The organism is Photobacterium galatheae (assembly GCF_000695255.1).
GTDB classification, from domain to species: Bacteria; Pseudomonadota; Gammaproteobacteria; order Enterobacterales; family Vibrionaceae; genus Photobacterium; species Photobacterium galatheae.
In genome coordinates this window covers 91934-109425 of record NZ_JMIB01000002.1, presented here as the reverse complement: position 1 = coordinate 109425, position 17492 = coordinate 91934, and the positions used below count along the sequence as shown (strand labels likewise).

Annotated in this window: 20 protein-coding genes and 1 pseudogene; 15 read left to right on the top strand and 6 right to left on the bottom strand. The window is 45.5% G+C overall.

The genetic code is table 11. The features are described from left to right. Positions 1-30 precede the first annotated feature (30 nt). The 10 genes and pseudogenes from EA58_RS00940 to EA58_RS00900 all read left to right on the top strand — a co-directional run bounded on the left by EA58_RS00940 (position 31) and on the right by EA58_RS00900 (position 7224). The gene (locus tag EA58_RS00940) at positions 31-438 is read left to right on the top strand and encodes a PaaI family thioesterase (RefSeq protein ID WP_036747816.1); all 408 of its coding nucleotides are present in this window, start codon (positions 31-33) and stop codon (positions 436-438) included. A gap of 117 nt (positions 439-555) precedes the next feature. Next, positions 556-1032, top strand: a complete 477-nt coding sequence (locus tag EA58_RS00935) for a DM13 domain-containing protein (RefSeq protein WP_036747813.1) — start codon at positions 556-558, stop codon at positions 1030-1032. Between the two features lie 222 nt (positions 1033-1254). Next, positions 1255-1412, top strand: a pseudogene (locus EA58_RS21490) (ISAs1 family transposase); the annotation flags it as partial. A 41-nt stretch (positions 1413-1453) separates the two neighbouring features. After that, positions 1454-1918: a GNAT family N-acetyltransferase gene (locus EA58_RS00930; RefSeq protein ID WP_036747811.1), complete on the top strand. Its 465-nt coding sequence runs from the start codon at positions 1454-1456 to the stop codon at positions 1916-1918. Between the two features lie 187 nt (positions 1919-2105). After that, a complete protein-coding gene (locus EA58_RS00925; RefSeq protein ID WP_036747928.1) occupies positions 2106-2708 on the top strand; it encodes a DUF3159 domain-containing protein in 603 nt (200 codons plus the stop codon). A 104-nt stretch (positions 2709-2812) separates the two neighbouring features. Further along, positions 2813-3037, top strand: a complete 225-nt coding sequence (locus EA58_RS00920; RefSeq protein ID WP_036747927.1) for a DUF6434 domain-containing protein — start codon at positions 2813-2815, stop codon at positions 3035-3037. 71 nt (positions 3038-3108) lie between these two features. Further along, positions 3109-3549 (top strand): NUDIX hydrolase, encoded by a 441-nt coding sequence (locus EA58_RS00915; protein WP_235199519.1) that lies wholly within the window; start codon positions 3109-3111, stop codon positions 3547-3549. 144 nt (positions 3550-3693) lie between these two features. After that, complete coding sequence (locus tag EA58_RS00910; protein WP_036747806.1) at positions 3694-4413, top strand: response regulator transcription factor; 720 nt, start codon at positions 3694-3696, stop codon at positions 4411-4413. Continuing rightward, positions 4404-5663, top strand: coding sequence for an ATP-binding protein (locus tag EA58_RS00905; protein ID WP_036747804.1), 1260 nt, complete (start codon positions 4404-4406; stop codon positions 5661-5663). Before EA58_RS00910 ends, EA58_RS00905 begins: the two co-directional genes overlap by 10 nt. Before the next feature lie 118 nt (positions 5664-5781). Continuing rightward, complete coding sequence (locus tag EA58_RS00900) at positions 5782-7224, top strand: S41 family peptidase (RefSeq protein ID WP_036747802.1); 1443 nt, start codon at positions 5782-5784, stop codon at positions 7222-7224. A gap of 82 nt (positions 7225-7306) precedes the next feature. On the opposite strand, the gene EA58_RS00895 is transcribed toward EA58_RS00900, so the two are convergent. Further along, on the bottom strand, positions 7307-7621 hold the full coding sequence (locus EA58_RS00895; RefSeq protein ID WP_081819512.1) for a YceK/YidQ family lipoprotein: 315 nt from the start codon (positions 7619-7621) through the stop codon (positions 7307-7309). 232 nt (positions 7622-7853) lie between these two features. Between EA58_RS00895 and EA58_RS00890 the strand changes: the two genes are divergently transcribed. The 3 genes from EA58_RS00890 to EA58_RS00880 all read left to right on the top strand — a co-directional run bounded on the left by EA58_RS00890 (position 7854) and on the right by EA58_RS00880 (position 9492). Beyond that, positions 7854-8186 (top strand): hypothetical protein, encoded by a 333-nt coding sequence (locus tag EA58_RS00890; protein ID WP_036747800.1) that lies wholly within the window; start codon positions 7854-7856, stop codon positions 8184-8186. Next, positions 8173-8853: a rhomboid family intramembrane serine protease gene (locus EA58_RS00885; protein ID WP_235199517.1), complete on the top strand. Its 681-nt coding sequence runs from the start codon at positions 8173-8175 to the stop codon at positions 8851-8853. The genes EA58_RS00890 and EA58_RS00885 overlap by 14 nt, the downstream gene beginning before the upstream one ends. A gap of 105 nt (positions 8854-8958) precedes the next feature. Next, positions 8959-9492: a GNAT family N-acetyltransferase gene (locus EA58_RS00880; RefSeq protein ID WP_036747798.1), complete on the top strand. Its 534-nt coding sequence runs from the start codon at positions 8959-8961 to the stop codon at positions 9490-9492. Between the two features lie 113 nt (positions 9493-9605). Here the strand turns inward: EA58_RS00880 and EA58_RS00875 are convergent, their stop codons facing one another. From EA58_RS00875 to EA58_RS00860, 4 genes are all read right to left on the bottom strand, one after another. Then, positions 9606-10370 carry a DUF4344 domain-containing metallopeptidase gene (locus tag EA58_RS00875; protein ID WP_036747797.1) on the bottom strand — a complete coding sequence of 255 codons (765 nt, stop codon included), beginning with the start codon at positions 10368-10370 and terminating at the stop codon, positions 9606-9608. Positions 10371-10520: 150 nt separating this feature from the next. Further along, positions 10521-11180: a lysophospholipid acyltransferase family protein gene (locus EA58_RS00870; RefSeq protein ID WP_036747794.1), complete on the bottom strand. Its 660-nt coding sequence runs from the start codon at positions 11178-11180 to the stop codon at positions 10521-10523. Positions 11181-11187: 7 nt separating this feature from the next. Then, on the bottom strand, positions 11188-12120 hold the full coding sequence (locus tag EA58_RS00865) for a phosphatidate cytidylyltransferase (RefSeq protein ID WP_036747791.1): 933 nt from the start codon (positions 12118-12120) through the stop codon (positions 11188-11190). Then, positions 12113-12820, bottom strand: a complete 708-nt coding sequence (locus EA58_RS00860; protein WP_036747788.1) for a CDP-alcohol phosphatidyltransferase family protein — start codon at positions 12818-12820, stop codon at positions 12113-12115. The genes EA58_RS00865 and EA58_RS00860 overlap by 8 nt, the downstream gene beginning before the upstream one ends. Positions 12821-13241: 421 nt before the next feature. Here EA58_RS00860 and EA58_RS00855 point away from each other — a divergent pair, with 421 nt between their 5' ends. Next, positions 13242-13853 (top strand): outer membrane beta-barrel protein, encoded by a 612-nt coding sequence (locus tag EA58_RS00855; RefSeq protein ID WP_051641816.1) that lies wholly within the window; start codon positions 13242-13244, stop codon positions 13851-13853. A 44-nt stretch (positions 13854-13897) separates the two neighbouring features. After that, positions 13898-15610, top strand: coding sequence for an ABC transporter substrate-binding protein (locus tag EA58_RS00850; RefSeq protein ID WP_161781007.1), 1713 nt, complete (start codon positions 13898-13900; stop codon positions 15608-15610). An 84-nt stretch (positions 15611-15694) separates the two neighbouring features. On the opposite strand, the gene EA58_RS00845 is transcribed toward EA58_RS00850, so the two are convergent. After that, on the bottom strand, positions 15695-17398 hold the full coding sequence (locus EA58_RS00845; protein ID WP_036747782.1) for an FAD-dependent oxidoreductase: 1704 nt from the start codon (positions 17396-17398) through the stop codon (positions 15695-15697). Positions 17399-17492 lie beyond the last annotated feature (94 nt).

The window sequence follows — 17492 nt, the reverse complement described above, 5'->3', positions numbered from 1 at the left end:
TGATCAGTAAGGAGCTGAAGATTGAGCAATATGTTAGATAAAGGGAAAGAGATTCTGTCACAGCAGTCTTTCAGTTTACTTTTGGGAACAACGTTGGAAGCTTATGAGGCTGGAACTGCTGAATTGAGCCTTGAGATGAGAGACGATCTCAAGCAAAACAATGGGTTTGCGCATGGTGGTGTCGTTAGCTATTTGGCTGATAACTGTATTACCTTTGCCGGAGCATCAGTACTAGGACGCTGTGTCACTTCAGAATATAAAGTGAACTATGTTAGGCCAGCAATCGGAGATAGATTGGTCGCCAGGTCAACAGTTTTATACGCAGGAAAACGTCAAGCGACATGTGAGTGTAAGGTCTATGCCCAAGCCGATGGGGAAGAAAAACTGGTTGCGGTTTCTCTTGGAACAATTCATAAAATTGATGAACAGAAACCCTGATGAAGCATGCCTCTGAGCAGGTGAGCTTTCTGCCAACACTGGCCTATTCTTGTCATGCTGGGTTTTGTGTTTCAGACATCCCGGTTAGACTAAGTTTTTTTAACAATGAGCTGACTTATGAAACTAAAAACATTCATGACACTCTCGGTGACTCATTTGTCTGTGGGGGTACTTGGTTTTGTGCTTGGGATATATCTGCTGCCTATCCTGATTGCTCCGCCAGCACCCACTGAAGCTGAAGTGATTCAAATCTCATCTCAAGCACAGTATTCAGCCACGTTCAGAAAAGACCTTAAAGATAGCGATACGTTTCACTGGGGAGAAGGGCAAGTATCCTTGACTGCTGAATTCATCACATTCATGGGGCAGCTTGCGCCTGGCCCGGATTATAAGTTGTATGTGTCTCCGGCGTTCGTCGAAACCGAAGCTGATTTTCAACGGCTGAAAAATGAGATGGCTCTTGTGGGGGATGTAAAGACTTTCGAAAATTTTGTTGTGGAAGTACCGCAAGATATCGACCTATCGGGATACAATACGGTCATTGTGTGGTGTGAGACATTTGGCGAATTTATCACGTCGGCTAAATACCAATAATCGTGGCGTACATACGCATGAATCATAACCTGTTTGACCCCTTCGAAAGGGGTGAGGCATTCAAAGGAGAGTCACTTGCACGCAGAAACTTAAATCCAGATGCGCTATCGATTCAATCAGCAGAAAAAAACAGTGGAAAGTGCCCCAGACGTATATTTTTTCTCCACATCTACGTTCAAGCTGGTCGTGATGTGAGATAACGGGACAGGCAGCCTTGTTATTATTCCGTCAGATACAATCGCGCGAGTTATGGGCATGATCAGCACCACAGCCATGCAAAAAGCATTCATTCGCTGGATGCAAGACTGCCATCAAATAACAGAGGGGGAAGTTGTTGATATTGAAGGAAAACGGTGCGTGGCTCGTACAATAAATCTAAGTGAAATACCAAGACAGCCATATTCATTAAATTGACGGAGAAATGGACTTGAATACCACAGTTGTTTATGTAGAAAATGAAAATATGAGTCATCGTTCTCAATTTGAAGTCTTATTTCACGAGTATGCGTCACAGCTATCAGCAGAGATTAAAAATACGATTGTGAGCCAATTATTTACGCTTCCTTATTTTCACGGTTTCATGTGTTTTGTAGACAACAAACCGGCCGGATTTGCGGTCTGTTTCGAATCATTTTCAAGCTACAGGGCGAAGAAAGTACTCAATATTCACGATTTCATGGTGTCTGAAGACTCTCGTGGTCAAGGTGTCGGGAAGGTTTTACTCCAAGGCATTGAGCAATACTGCTGTGATAACGATTATGTAAAAATGACCTTAGAAGTCGATGACGCCAATGTTGCAGCTAAAAAGCTTTATTCGTCTTGTGGCTATGAGGATTATCAGGTTGCGCTGAAAGGGCAGCTTCATTGGCAAAAGTACCTCCTGTAGTGAATAACGTACCTACTGTCGCCTGAATGACGGGGTTGTGGCATCAAAGTGTCGTATGCCAGTGCAGGTATGTTGAGATAGGCTAAGTCACATTCATCAGTGTGGCAGGAAGTACGATGCCTGTTCATCGTCAATAACCGGACAGCCACTCCCAAAGGATATGAGAGTCAAGAAGAATGGAGGCATTGTGTATCAGATTGTATTCCGTTTAATCACAAGTCGAGATTCGATGCTGACAATTTTGTTGCCATCGTTGCTCTATTTGGTGGTATATCATTATGCTGATTTACGATGGGCTGTGGCTGCAGCATCAGTCTATGGCGTGGTGATGACGTTCTTGCGTCGAGACTTAGGGCTCATTTCTTTAGCTTTTGCTTTGTCTGGACTCATCGAGTTGTTCATTATTGCCATTGTGCCGAGAGGTCTGATTGCAGAAGCTGTTTTGTTTAAGATTGCTTTGGGGTCATTAAGTACGGCAGTCGTGTTTATTGTATTTTCTTTACTGAAACAGCCAATACCCATGTTGATTGCGGAAGTATCTACACCTTCGTTAAAAGAAAGCAGAGAAACCATGAACGTGCCCAGCTTAACGACTTGGCAGCAAGTGAGTTCAATTTGGATTGTCAGTAACTTAGTGAAGTGTATTTTTTTACTCAGCAGAGATTCAGTTTCAGAACGTGACTTAGCAGCCTATACGGTGATTTTAGGCTGGCCATTATATGTGGTGTTAATTGTGATATCAGTTTGGTTGGTGAGTCAGAGTTATAAAAATGCACATCGCAGTGAGTGAAAGTAAATTTTGTTTTTTTGGTATTTCAGCTGTTTTTAACTATTCTGAATCTTATTGAAATCAGTATGATTGATATCATTCAGGTTACAAAGGAAGTGAATCGAATGACCAAGGTGGATTGGCACAAGAATCAGATTGATGATAATACGGTAATTACTCGCTCGTATAAATCGACACAGAATGTCCGTCGATATTTTAAATCTAAGTGTGGGGAGAACTTTAAATTTGATCGTGCTTTCATGCAATGGATGAAAGCATCTGAAGGGGTAACCATGGGTGCAGCTGCTCAGGAGTGGTTAAGCCGTCAGCAAGTCAACGATGCTTCTTAAAACGATGCTTCTTAAGATTTTTCGTCTTGTGATCCAACTTCATTATCATCAGACGAATCGGGGTGATAAACGTGGAGAAATTCGTAGACAGTTGGCGAAGCAAACGACAAGTGAAAGTTTGTCCGTTGGTTCTTCGAAGTGGTGTCAATGGCTTAGAAATTTTGCTATTTAAACATCCACTCGCTGGTGTTCAACTGGTTAAAGGCACTTTGGAATTTAGCGATTGTTCAATTGAATCTGCAGCCCTGAGAGAGCTTGCTGAAGAGTCGGGCATTCATGATGTTCGTTTTGCTGGTTATCTGGGACTTTGGGAAAGTGGCTATCAGAACCAATTGTGGCATTTTGTTCTTTGTGAGTGCGGCTTTTTACCTTGCCACTGGATATTTCATACACTTGACGATGGCGGACATGATTTTGAATTTTTCTGGCATGATCTCCGGGAACCAGTCAGGTTCAAATGTCATGATGTATTTATGCGTGCGATTGATTATGTTAAAGCAGTGTGCCTGTAGTGGAACGTTCAGGATGATGACGGTGTCAGTAAAGCGCATTGCTAGCACTGACTGATTTCGATAAATTGTTTTAGATGAATTGGGCAAAAAAGTGGCATAGAGCCATTTCAGGGAATTGATGTATTTGTACATTATGAATTTGCAATGAAAGAAAATCATAAAAATAAACATTTAGTCATCATCGAAGATGACGTTGAGCTGGCAATTTTGTTAAGTGCTTTCTTCGAAAAAAATGGCTTTAGCGTCTGCCTGAAACACTCAGGGAAAGCGGGGCTTGAGTATTCCTTGAAACATCAGCCAGATTTTGTGTTACTTGATCTGATGTTGCCCGAAGTGGATGGGATTTGTGTCTGCCGGGCGCTTCAAAACCGGTTTCAGGGGAAAATTATTGTACTCACTGCGAGTGAAGATGACATCGATCAAATCATGTTGCTAGAAATGGGAGCTGATGATTATATTCAAAAACCGGTAAATCCAAGAATTATTCTTGCGAGATTGCGTAATTTAATCAGACTTTCGACCCATTGCCAGAGTAACCAGCCTTCTGAACAGTTGTCGATCGGGCCATTTCAATTAAATTTTCCACGTCGTTCGGTTTATAAAGATGAAAGAAACCTGGAAATGACAGACAGTGAGTTTACACTTTTCAGTTTACTTGCGAGAAATGCTGATAATATCGTGACACGTGATGATATTTCAAGACAGCTATTTGGTCGGGATTTTGATGGGCTAGACCGTTCAATCGATAATAAAGTGATGAATTTAAGGAAAAAGATTGGTGATGAATTGCCTTATCAATTTATTATCACCGTCAGGGGCAAGGGATATTTACTCGTCAATGATAAGCAGGAAGCATGTTACTAGTACGATTTACATTAAAAGCCATTTTATTTATTATTGTTTTTTTTCAGATTTATCCATGGCTGTCATCGGTTGCCACACAACACTTTTCCACCAGTTTAAAAAAAGATGTCGCATTAGATTATCTGGCTTATGTTTACGCGCTTGATGCCGCACGACCTTCGTTATCAGAAACACAGTGGTATGATCTTCTGGAGAAAATTTCTGTCAATACCAATTTAACCATTAAGCCACTGGCAACAATCGATGGGGTTGCCTCTGCACCAAAAATAAAAGTCGAAAATATTCATGATGAACAGTTACAGACCGTCACAGCAAAAATATTAGATAAAGAACTCATTCAATTTTCCGCACTGGGTGTGGATGAAAACGCGGAATTCATTTTAACGCTGATTCAGTTTATTTTACCACTGACGCTCATTATTCTGAGCTTCTTTGTCTATACGCTATGGCTTCAGTACAGACTAAGTCTGCTGGAAAAGGCAAGTCAGCGGCTTGCGAATGGAGATCTGTCCAGCCGAGTCGATACGGGTTTCAAAGCACTGGGTCGTGTGAACCAAACTTTTAACCATATGGCAGAAAAACTTGAGTTAATGTTTACCAGACAAAGAAATTTGCTCCGGGCGATATCTCATGAGCTGAAAACACCATTATTTCGGCTTCAATTGAAACTGGAGTTCATTGAGCTGGATGAACTGCCGGTCGGTACAAAGCAGAGTATCAAAAATTTATTCAAAGATTGTGACGAGATGGAATCACTGATCTTTGAAATTCTTGAATTTAGCAAATATGAGTTACTGGCAACACCGGCAGATTTATCAAATGTTAACTTAAGCGAATTGATTGAAAATCAAGTTCAGACGCTGAGTCAGCATTGTAAGAAGTCAATTTCATTCAGTTGTGAGGTGCCGATTTATATTTCTGCATCAACGATTGGCATTCAGCGCGTCATCAATAATCTGGTATTTAATGCGGACCGATATGCGACGCAACACATCTATGTTTCATTAAGTCAATCTGATCGATTGACGCATTTAATCGTTGAAGATGATGGGGTTGGGATACCAGAAGAAAAGCGAGCGTTAATTTTTCAGCCATTTTACCGTCTGGATGAAAGCCGATCGAAGGAAACCGGTGGTGTCGGATTAGGACTTGCGATTGTACAGGAAATACTCCATCAGCATCAGGCGTCAATTATGGTTGAAAGCAGTCAGTGGGGCGGTGCGCGATTTGTGATTCAATTCACTGATTAAAGTGTGCTGTAAAGCGTGACAAAGAAGAGACAGAAAGCAGACAGAGTACAGACATCAATTGATACGCAGAAACATTAGAATTTTCCTGACATTTTTACAAAATGAAGGGAAATAGATAATGCATTTCAGCGCTTACTTATCGATACCACTGATGTGTACTGCATTGATGGGTTGTAATTCTGACAGTCCGCCAGATTCAGATGCTCAAATTGAAGGTCTGTGGTATTCGCCGTTGTATGGGGAAATAAAGAAAATATCGGCTGATGATGTTCAAACCTGGCAAGTGACAGCAAATTCATGTTTTCAGAGTATCACCCTAGATCCACTTGATTTAATGAAAAAAAATAGCATCCGTCTCGACGACACACTGATTTATCGTCGGCCCTATGATACAGCCCCTGTCTCCTACAATTACATTCATCATTTGGACGAAATTTGTACGGATGGGATGATTCCGACCATTGACGACCCAAGCTATCAGTTTAATGCACAAGAAGTGTTTCGTGTATTTTGGCAGGATATGAAAGCGCATTATGCTTTTTTCAAAGAACGCAATATTGATTGGGGGCAGATTGACGAGAAGTATTATCACGACTTGTCTAATCAGGATGAGGCTGGGCTGCTCGCTGTCTTTTCTGAAATACTGAAGCAATTAAGTGACGGGCACACGCGTTTATATTTTGACCTTGCTCAGGAGCCGATTAGCTATGAAGCAAAACCACATTTGAGTGCACTGCTGATACAGGAAGCGATTGCTGATGGATTAAGTGGCGAACAGATTGATCATTATGTCGAAAATCAACGTCAACAAATGATCGAAAATATAAGCCAGTATATGAATGCCCAGACTGGAACTGCATTTCTTCAGCGTGCTCAAAATCAGGATCTGGGACTGAATTGGGGAATGATTGAACAGGGTAGTCAATCAATTGGATATTTATCTGTATCTCACTTTGTCAATTATATCGATTTGTCTGGTATAGAAAGGCAGGATATATCTCATGCAAACGACAAATTTAATCAATTACTCGATGACGTATTCGTGAATTTGAATGAAACAGAGTCGTTGATCATTGATATTCGAGATAATGAAGGTGGCTATGACTTACAAGCGCTTGAACTCATCAAACGTTTTCTGACTGAGGAGCATCTGGTATGGGAAATCAGTACGGCTTTTGAAGGGAGTTTATGGCCCAGTCATTCAGTTTATGCAAAGCCAGCGCGTGCACGCCGTTATCAGGGAGATGTCATTTTACTTACTGCAAATGGGACATTCAGTGCGGGGGAATCATTCGCACTGGCAATGACAACGCTTCCTCAAGTGCGGATTGTTGGTGAGTCAACAGGCGGTGCAACTTCCGATACTTTTCCTCGCATGCTCCCCAATGGCTGGTTTTATGAAATGAGCAATGAATATTATCAAAACAGTGATGGTGAGAATGCTGAAGTCCTTGGTGTCAAACCAGATATTGCTGTAAGTCCTTTCGAGCGAAGTGCGAGAGATGCCGGCTTGGATTCATCTTTAGAAAAAGCTTTAGAAGTGATACAGAACAAAAGCTGAAGTCAGTGCATGGTTTTAGAAGCAAAAGAACATCATTCAGATGTTCTTTTGTTTTTTCTGTCTTTGATTGCTGTGCTGAATACTATTTTGTGTGCAGGGTCGCGCGACATAGCGCCGATTTGTGACGGTTGTTATTTTCAACCCATGCATCGATTGGATAAAGCACGGTGTCCATGACCGCAGATGCCAGAATATCAGCGATGGATATCGGCAGCATGAGTATGATCGCAGGGGGTGCATTCACAAATAATGAAAAATTACAATTGGCCGCATTTTCAACAGCGTAACTTACGCCGGCGTATTCATTCCCATTCTGATGATTTTCACCCACCCGGGCTATAATACTTGAACAGCCGGATAGTGAAATGACAAGCATGATGATATAAAGTATTTTCATTGTTTTTATTTTGTGTCATAACTGATGAATGAAGGCGACACATATATACAAATATTTAGTGACATGTAAAGATTTTATCTTCATCGGTCAGATGAAACTGATATTGGACGCCAATGGTTGTTCAGCAGATATTTGCTTCGAAAGAACGCATGACATGGGATGATGGGCAGGCACCATGTCAGTTATTGGATTGAAATGCGGATAACAACCTATGTAACGATTTGGAGTTGATATGAAGAAAGTCATTTTAGCACTGCTTGCACTCACATCATTTTCAGTGAATGCAGCTTCTCAATCCGGTGTTATCACCGGGTACATCCCCTATTCAAATGCAAATAAAGAGATCATTATCTTTCAGTTGGAAAATAATGTTGCTCAGGGATGCAACGTGACAGGGCGTTTTGCAATGGACAATACTTCACCCAGATATCAGGCTACTTTATCAGCGGTTCTTGCGGCTTATCATGCGAAATCACGTATCAGAGTGAATTATCTGGATACGTGCAACGCTTGGGGTAATTCAGCAGATGTGAGCTTTATCTGTGTCGGGGATGTGGGCTGCTAATGGTGATAAATTGCTGAGTGCAAGCAAGGAGAGTGCATGTGGCTCAATTGCAGAATGGAATAAACAGATGTTATCGAGGCAATTCCCTTACGTAACTTTTATCCTGTGTATTTCGACATTTATTGTGTCCCTCGCGGTGAATGACACAATTTCAGGGACGCTCGCTGGACAGATTAAAGTTCCGGAGCTGGAACCTTATGGTGGCTATACGTTGGAACATCTGTTGAACTTTGAGTTGTGGCGGTTATTGGTGTCACAATTCATTCATGTGAAACAGTTTCATATGTTTTACAACGTGCTTTCATTGTTTGTCTTGGGTTGTTTGCTTGAGACTCGGATGAGCCGTTTTGTCTTTGTATCCATCTGGTTTCTGGCGGGTTCTGCGGGGACTTTTGTGAGTACTTTTACTGTGCCTGCACCCTGGAATCTCGGGACAGGCGGCTCTCAAGGCATATTAGCGCTGGCTGCCGCTGGCGTTGTTTTGTATGCCTCGGGTCAGCTGAGAACGAAAATAACTGCTTTCGTTTTAGGTTGGGTGATTTTTCCGGCATTCGTCTTAGATATTATTTATGCAGAGAATCACCTTCCAAAGCCCGGCCATATTGTGAGTTTTGCTTTGGGGCTTCTGATTGCATTATTTTATGTTCGGAAATCGGTCACGAGATGAGCGATATACGAAGCTGTGCATCGAAAATAACTTATTGCTTTACAGTGGCACATGACGGTTCGAGCGTTGACAACACATCTGTTGCTGAACGACACAGGAAGTGAAATGAAAAAGAACGAGGTGACGATTCGGCCAGCAAAGCACACTGAGCTGGAGACGCTCTACCATTTGGTGACTTCAGATGAAACCTGGACCAAGTTTAACGGCCCCTATTTTCCCTATACCACGCCATCCTTCGCCGACTTTTCCCAAAGTACGTTTATTCGTCTGTGCGAGGGAAGAACAATGCAGCTTATCGTGCTGAATGGGAAACCTGTTGGCTCAGTGAGTTATTATTGGGAGTGTGAATCGACGCGGTGGCTGGAAATTGGTGTGATCATTTATGATTCAAGCTGTTGGGGAAAAGGTCTGGCTTCTCTGGCTTTGCCTCAATGGGTCAGTCATTTGTTTGCGAAGCTTGATATTGAACGGGTCGGCCTGACGACCTGGTCCGGCAACCCCCGAATGATGGCCTGTGCTGAAAAACTGGGATTTCAGCAAGAAGCGAGGTTGCGCAAAGTACGTTACTATCAAGGGGAATATTACGACTCTGTGAAGTATGGGGTGCTTCGAAGTGAATGGGAGCAGCGTGATTCGTGAGTCTCATTTGGAAGGGGATCACTCAGCCATTTTATGTTTTTCCAACGGGTGACCACGTCTTTGTCCGGAAGGAAGGATAAAGACGTGGTCACCCGTTGATAATGATTGGCAGATTACTGCTTGTCAGACGGTAAATAACGATGCCAGTTATCGTTCACAACATCAAAATTTTCGGCACAGAAGTCTTTTCGGTCTTTCAGGTAATCCTTTTCGACTTCATCCAGCAGATATTGATATTTCTCTGGGTTGCTGCCATAGACTAAGCAAAGCGTTGAAAAGTAACGCTGTAAGTCAAAGCTATGCTCATCAATATACTCACCGAAGTCATAGTAATCTGGGCGGTCAGCCGATTCGAATGCGAACATATCCGCAGCGCTGATAGCGATTTCATCGCCACCATCCACGTAGTTCAGCAGAATGATGGTCGCAAAGTTATCGGCGGCGTCCTCTTCTTTCCCCAGGATTGGAATCTGTTTGTCCTCAATATAAGCATGACCCACTTCATGCAGCAGGGTATGTAACAGTGTATCCAGCGCTCCGTCATTTGCAGATTTTCCATATTTCTTTTCGTATTTATTCTCAGAAAAATAGTGCTGGGACTCTGTATAAAAATCATAGGGAATATAGATTGTATGATTTTCCGGGTTGTACAAAGGCCCTTCATCTTTGCCATAGACAAGATTCAGTGTTTTATCAAACGGAAAAAAGTGATTTGAAAGCTTGGTCAGGGTCTGATTCACATGACTGGCTTTGATGTCTTTGACCGCTTGCTTTTCAGCCTGTGTTTGTGGTGGCAGCAGTTCGACATGAAGGTTTTCTTTTGCAAACACGAGTGGGGTACATAAACAGGCCAGTACTGCGGCAACGGGAAATTTCACGTGTTATTCCTTACTGATTTCAAAACCGGTTTCTCAGACACAAGTCGTTTGAAGTGCTTTTTTATGACAGGTGGCAGATTTTTCCTGAATTCAGCTCAAAGAGCAATCAGGGCCAGCGACAATGTCTGGCCGATGAACAGCCCTGACTGATCAGGCACCGTCATGATCTTCCCCCGTTTGCGTGATGCAGTGCTTTGACAGGGCTTGATAGCGTGCCTGCATGGTGCTGACAAAGTCATCGGCATCCTGAAAATGGTCGATGGGTTCGCCAATCACGACATCACAATTGAAAGGTACGAACATCGCTGTGCCTCTGGGCAAGGAACGCCCCAGTCCACGCATGACGACAGGTGTGACCGGGCAGCGATCATGGTCTTTCACTAGATGGTAGATACCTTTTTTCAGCCCGCTCATGATTTCCGGCTCACCCCGACTGCCTTCAGGAAAGATGATCAGAATCTCACCGCGTTCCAGTGCCTGATGGCATTCCTGCAAAACAGCTTCACGCTGGCTGGGGGAAGGGGAACGACGGAGCGGGATAATGCCAATCACATTGAGCGACAGCCAGGCAACCAGCTTATTGGCCAGAAAATAGTCCGCCGCAGCAACCGGGCGGACTTTGTGGATGATCGAAATCGGGAACAGGGCCAGCAGGACCAGTGTGTCCAGATGGCTGTTATGGTTGGCAGCCACAACAACCGGGCCATCTGCGGGCAGGTTTTGCCGCTGAATGATATTCAGCCCTAAGCCCACAAACACAAGGGGCTTTACAATGAAGAAAACGAATAACACCTTGAGTAAGTGAGCCATAGCTTCCTCAGTAATAGAGATAATAGATGTAATGGAAAAACAGCGGTGCGGTGAACATCAGGCTGTCGATGCGATCCAGAATGCCGCCATGCCCCGGAATGAACTGACTGGTATCTTTAATTTGCAGGTCACGCTTCACAGAAGAAATCACCAGATCACCGATAAAGCCACTGAGCGCAATGATCATCCCGGCCACCAGCCCCTGAAATGAGGTCAGGGGAGTCAGATACGGTGCGACAAAATATGAAGCTAAAATCACGGTTGCGCTGCCGCCGAGAAAACCCTCCCAGGTTTTGTTCGGGCTGACTTTGGGCACAATTTTGTGTTTGCCGAAGGATTTCCCCCAGACGTACTGACATACATCGTTGAATTGGGTAAAGACCAGCAAGAACAACAGCATACCCAGTGATCCGGCATCCGGGTTTTTACTCGGCAGGACCAGCAGGTAGGCCATGTGGCTGATACAGAACACCGTCAGCATCATGGCCCAGTGAATAATCCCTGCTGAGCGGATAAAGCCTTTGGTATCGCCGATTAGTACCATCATCATTGGCAGGTACAAAAAGACATAGACCGGAATGAAAATGATGAACATGCCGTACCAGCCGATTGACAGCCAGTAGTACTGAAACGGAATCGACAGGTATGCCCAGAAGATCACCCGGCGGTCGGTCATTCGGGTTGGCACGATCGAAAGAAACTCTTTCAGGGCCATGAAGCTGAGAAAACCGACAAAAAACAGGGTGTAGGTGAGGGGCAGATAAAGTACGACAAAAACGATGCCAATCATCCACCACCAGGAACGGATGCGAAGTTTGAGTTCCAGATAATCCCGGTCTGGATGGGCACGGGATTTCCATAAATACACCAGTGTGCCCAGCACCAGCACGCCAAGAATGGCGATCATCAGATGCAATGAATGCGGAGGAATACTAGTCATGTTTTGTGTCTCCGGCCGTTTCAGCACTGTGCTCACGGGCTTTAAAGCGATAGATACCTGTCAGACGGCGCCAGGTGGTGATCACGGTGCCGATAAGCATGATTGCCAGTGCGGTATCCAGCGTATAACTGAGGATGTTCGGCAGCCAGTGAAAGACACGACTGACAAACAACAGAATGAAGCTTCCCGTCAGGAGTGCCATCCGGTGTTGTTTGGCCATCGGGCCACGAAAATCAGCCGGGCAGCCCATACTGACACCCAAAACGCGGACATAGGCAGTCAGTACCGCAATCAAAGCGCTGCTCCAGGCCAGCGTCATGCCGAAGGCTGAATGGGTTGCAAATCCGGCTGCAATGATAAACAGCGGATCGGCAATACGGTCCGGCACATCGTTGAACAGTTCCCCGGCGGGTGTTTTTTTACCGCCTTCCACGGCGACCATGCCGTCGAACAGATTACACAGCAGGCGAAACTGAATACAGGCAGCAGCCAGCAAGAGCAGCACAGCATGGGATGCATGCTGATACCAGAGCAGGGCGGCGAAACCGATTACAGCAAAGCCAATACTCATGAGCGAGATTTGGTTCGGCGTGATGTTTTTACGGCTTAACCAGACGGCAATGCGTTTGGTCAGGGCGACGTCCCTGACCGCTAATGGTCGACGGTTTGCTTCGGATTCAGGCTGATTTTTAAGATTCATAAATCCATCATTATCGTAAACGTAACATGTTCAATTGCCTGAAAGTGCTTATAGCCATGTGGAGAATCGTGGCGGTGCTTTCTGGCGGAAGTGTTGTGAACCCCGTAAAGAAACGTGCGGTTCGGGATCCAGAGAGTAAACGAACAACATAAATAAATCTGATTGAATATCAAGCAATTGAGTAAGCTTTTTTGATCTGGTTTCAAGAGGAAATGACATTCAGGTCGAAAGGTTGCTGCAATTAATTGTTTCACAATGAAGAGGATAGTGACAAAAACGAGAAAAAAAACGCCGTATCTGTTCCTGTTTTCCCCTGTTCATTTTCTGCATGATTGCGACCTATTCAGCAAACGGAGCTTTGTCACTGAATTGCCCAAGGAAGCGCAGTGGATAGATATCAAAATAAACAGGGCAATGAACAATGAAACATATTTTACCTTTCGCAGTGTTTGCAGTTTGCGTGTCTTCTTTTTCTGTACAGGCAGAAACTTATATCGGGGCAAGTCTCGGTCAGACAAAAATCAACAGTGTCGATGTAAACGGCAATATTCTTGGCATGTCAGGTTCCCAGTCATACGATGCCGATGAACGCATGATGAGCGGTAGCCTGTTCGCCGGGTATAACTTTAATCCATACCTCGGGGTCGAAGTAACGGTCGGTGGGATTGATGCGTTAGAAGAGCCAACGCTCACTGTGGATCGCATGACCTATTTTGCGGTTCAGCCAAAACTGTCACTGCCGCTGACCGAGCAATTTGCTGTGTTTGCAAAAGCGGGTCTGGCACACTTCAGTGCTGACTTTACGGCATCAAACAGTCTCTATGGTTATTCTGGCTATACAACGGTTTCGACCAGTGACACCACGCTGATGTTTGGTCTGGGGGCTGAGTATGCTTTCAATGAACAACTGAAAGTTCGGGCGAGCTGGGATTACCTGAAGCCTGAGCTGGATATACTGAATGTTGCTGGCGCATCGTTGTCGGTTGAACCTGAGTTCCAGCAATTGTCTTTGGGCTTAAGCTACCATTTCTAATGATCTTTTCAGAGTCCCCATACCCATTGGGGACTTTTTGCTTTATGATGCATTCCCCTTGCGTATTTCTGGCTAAGAATGTTGTGAGTGAAGCGAATCTCAGAAGGTTGAACCAACTCCTTTCCAAATATCAATGCCACACGGTCTATTCTGTTGTTGTTGAAGAATTAGAAGCCGTGTTGTCTACGTCAAGACGCAATACGTCGACCATCATGAGTAAGCTGTGCGAAGCCGGCTGGATTGACTGGTTCCCATCTGTCGGAAGAAGTAAAGCAAGTACACTCCGGGTGAAAGTGTCATTGCAAGAGGCGATTTGCAGTGTGCTTCAACCGGAAATTGCGAGTGGTCACTTTGGCTCTGTGTCTAAGTTACTGTCACTTTATGGCTGTACTGCTGTGCGAGCTTTATCTCTCGTGACCGAAAAGCAGAACGACTGGAACGAAGCCAATAACCAATTGTTGATTACCCGATACCCTTGGGTCGATACGATTGATCCCGCCAAAACATACCGGATTGCCGAACTGCAAGTCATCAAAAGTGTTTATGACACCTTACTGATTCAGGATCAGCAGGGCAGATTGCTGCCGGGAATCGCTCACGCCTGGGAAACCTGTGAAAATGATGTGACCCTGTGGATTCGCACTGATATCCGACGCCATGATGATAAATTCCTGACGGTTGAGGATGTGATTGCAAGTCTTGAGCGTCTGGTGACTGAAACCGGACCTGTGAGTTATTTGTTCAGTCAGATCGTTTCGGTTACGCGTTTATCTGCCAAAAGCTTACGTATTCGGCTGAGGGCAAAAAATCCGCTTTTTCTCCACGCCCTTGCCATCCACCATGCGGCTATTGTGACGCAAGATGTCAGATATTATGCCAATGGTCGCCCGGCGTTTGTGGGGACAGGCCCATTTTGTCTTGAAGCCTGGGATGACGATAAGCTGGTGCTGAATATTCATCCGTCTTATTTCAGGCAATCCGCGTTGTTGGATCGGATCACGCTGAGCCATCAAGGGGGAGAGCTTATTGAATATCTGGGGCAGCAGAACCAGGATGATGGTGTTCAGGAAACCTATACGCTCCAGTCGTTTTCTTATCTGACGGCACGATTTCGGAAGGATGCAGCGATCCTGCCTGAAGATTTGGAGCGACTTATGGATTACATTGCGGCGAAAAGACATACTTTTGATGGCGGCAATGTTGTCTCCGGACTGTCATTTTCAGAACCTTCATTTTCAGCGCCTTCAGATGCAGAACGGCCTGTTGACCTCAGGCTGAAAGGAAAACTGGTGCTGACTGAACCTCGCTGGACGATTCCTCATTTAGCGAAGCTGGCACACTGGCTGCACAGTGCGATCAGAGAGACCGGGCTTGAACTGGAAGTAATCGAACTGGAGGACATCAGCGATCCGTCTCTGATGAAAGACAAGGCTGATGTGCTGTTTCTGGAAGAAGTGATGGAGCTTCCCCATGAATATGGCGTGTATGAATGGATGCTGGCTTCTTCCGGCCTGCGTTTTTTGTATGCCGAACCTGAATCCTGGCGACAGCATCAACGGCTGGTGGATGAGGCGGTGTCGCGGCAATCACCTGCTGACGCCTTCGTGAACATTGAGCAGGACTTGCTGGCCTCACGCCAATACTTGCCGCTTTTCTTTGGCAAAGAAGAAATCCTGAACGTCTGTCAGGTCAGAGGAATTCAGGTGACGAAAACAGGCTACAGTGATTTTCACAAACTCTGGATTGACGGCGAGTAAACCTGCGGGAAGCCGCTCAGGGGAAAGGCAGGGAAGCACCCAATCAGGAATAAAATTCCCTGATTGAGTGCAGGTGCTACTGAACTATTGCTGTGCGATGCGATAGGTCCGGTATCCGCCAACCAGATTTTTCGTTGTGTAACCCCGGTGATTCAGTTGTCGGCAAGCCACGTTGCCGCGCAGTCCGACCTGACAGTAAACCAGAATTTCTTTGTCCTTTGGCAGTTCATCCATACGTTCGCGCAGGCTGTCTACCGGAATGTTGATGGCACCCAGAATGGCTCCCTGTGCATCCAGTTCTCCCGGATTACGGACATCCAGCAGGATCTGATGTTCACTGAGATCGCCCAATTCGTGATAATGCACAGGACGGATGTCGCCGCTGCGGATATTGCAGGCAACAAAGGCGGCCTGATTAATCACATCTTTTGCTGAGCCGTAGGGTGGTGCATAACAAAGCTCAACATGTTGAAGCTGTTCGATGGTCATGCCGGCTCGCTGGGCCACCGCCAGGATATCGATGCGTTTATCAATCCCATCTTTACCGACTGCCTGTGCGCCCAGAATTTTTCCGCTGTCTGGTGCATACATCAGCTTCAGGGAAACGGCTTCTGCGCCCGGGTAATAACCCGCGTGGCTGGCGGTATGCACATAGACCTTCTCATAAGGAATATGTGCTTGCTTCAGACGTTTTTCGTTCATGCCGGTGGATGCAATGGCCAGATCAAAGACCTTACAAATGGCGGTTCCCTGTGTTCGCTGATAGTGCTCATCTTTGCCGAAAATGACGTCCGCGACCATGCGTCCCTGACGATTCGCCGGCCCGGCGAGCGGAACCAGCACAGGGTCACCTGTGACAAAATCAAGTGTTTCAATGGCATCGCCTACAGCGAAAATAGCCGGATCGCTAGTTCGCATTTGTGTATCAACCTGAATGCCGCCCCGAGGACCCAGTGTCAGCCCTGCATCGCTGGCAAGGGAAGTTTCCGGACGGACACCAATGGCCATGATCAATAAATCGGTCTGCATGGTCTCACCGGTACTGAGGGTGAGCTGTAAGTGCCCCAGCAGATGCTGACCGCTGTCATCTTCACCGGCATCCACACTGGCGACAGGCTCACGGCCATTATATTCGACGGCAGTCAATGCGGTGCCCAGTCGAAGATCCACACCTTGCTCAAGAATTTCCTGATGCACAAATCCAGCCATTTCAGGATCAGTGGGCGTCATGACTTGATCCGCTAACTCCAGCAGGGTGGTTTTGATGCCACGCTGATGCAGCGCTTCCATCATCTCCAGGCCGATAAAGCCGCCACCGACAACTGTTGCATGCGCGGCCTGATTCATCTCAATGGCGTAGATGATGTTGTCCATATCCGGGATATTACGCAGGGAATGAGTCAGTGGATTCGAGAGACCCGGGATCTCCGGAATGATTGGAGCGGCCCCCGGACTGAGGATCAGATAATCGTATTGTTCATCATATTCATCGCCGGAGAGACCGTTTCGGACGGTCACAGTTTTGTCGGTCCGATTGATTGCGATGACTTCGCTCATGACGCGGACATCGACATCAAAACGGCTTTTAAAGCTTTCCGGTGTTTGTAACAGCAGTTTACTGCGTTCAGGAATGTCTCCGCCGATATGATAGGGCAGGCCGCAGTTGGCAAAAGAAATAAAAGGGCCACGCTCAAACATGATGATTTGTGCATCTTCGCTTAAACGTCTTGCACGGGCAGCAGCGGATGCGCCGCCTGCAACTCCCCCGATAATTACGATTTTGGTCATTACTTTTCCACCATATTACTTTTCTTGAATACTTAAAGCTTGAATGCTCAAAACTTGGCTGTTTATCTCTTGACTACTGATCTCTTGACGACAG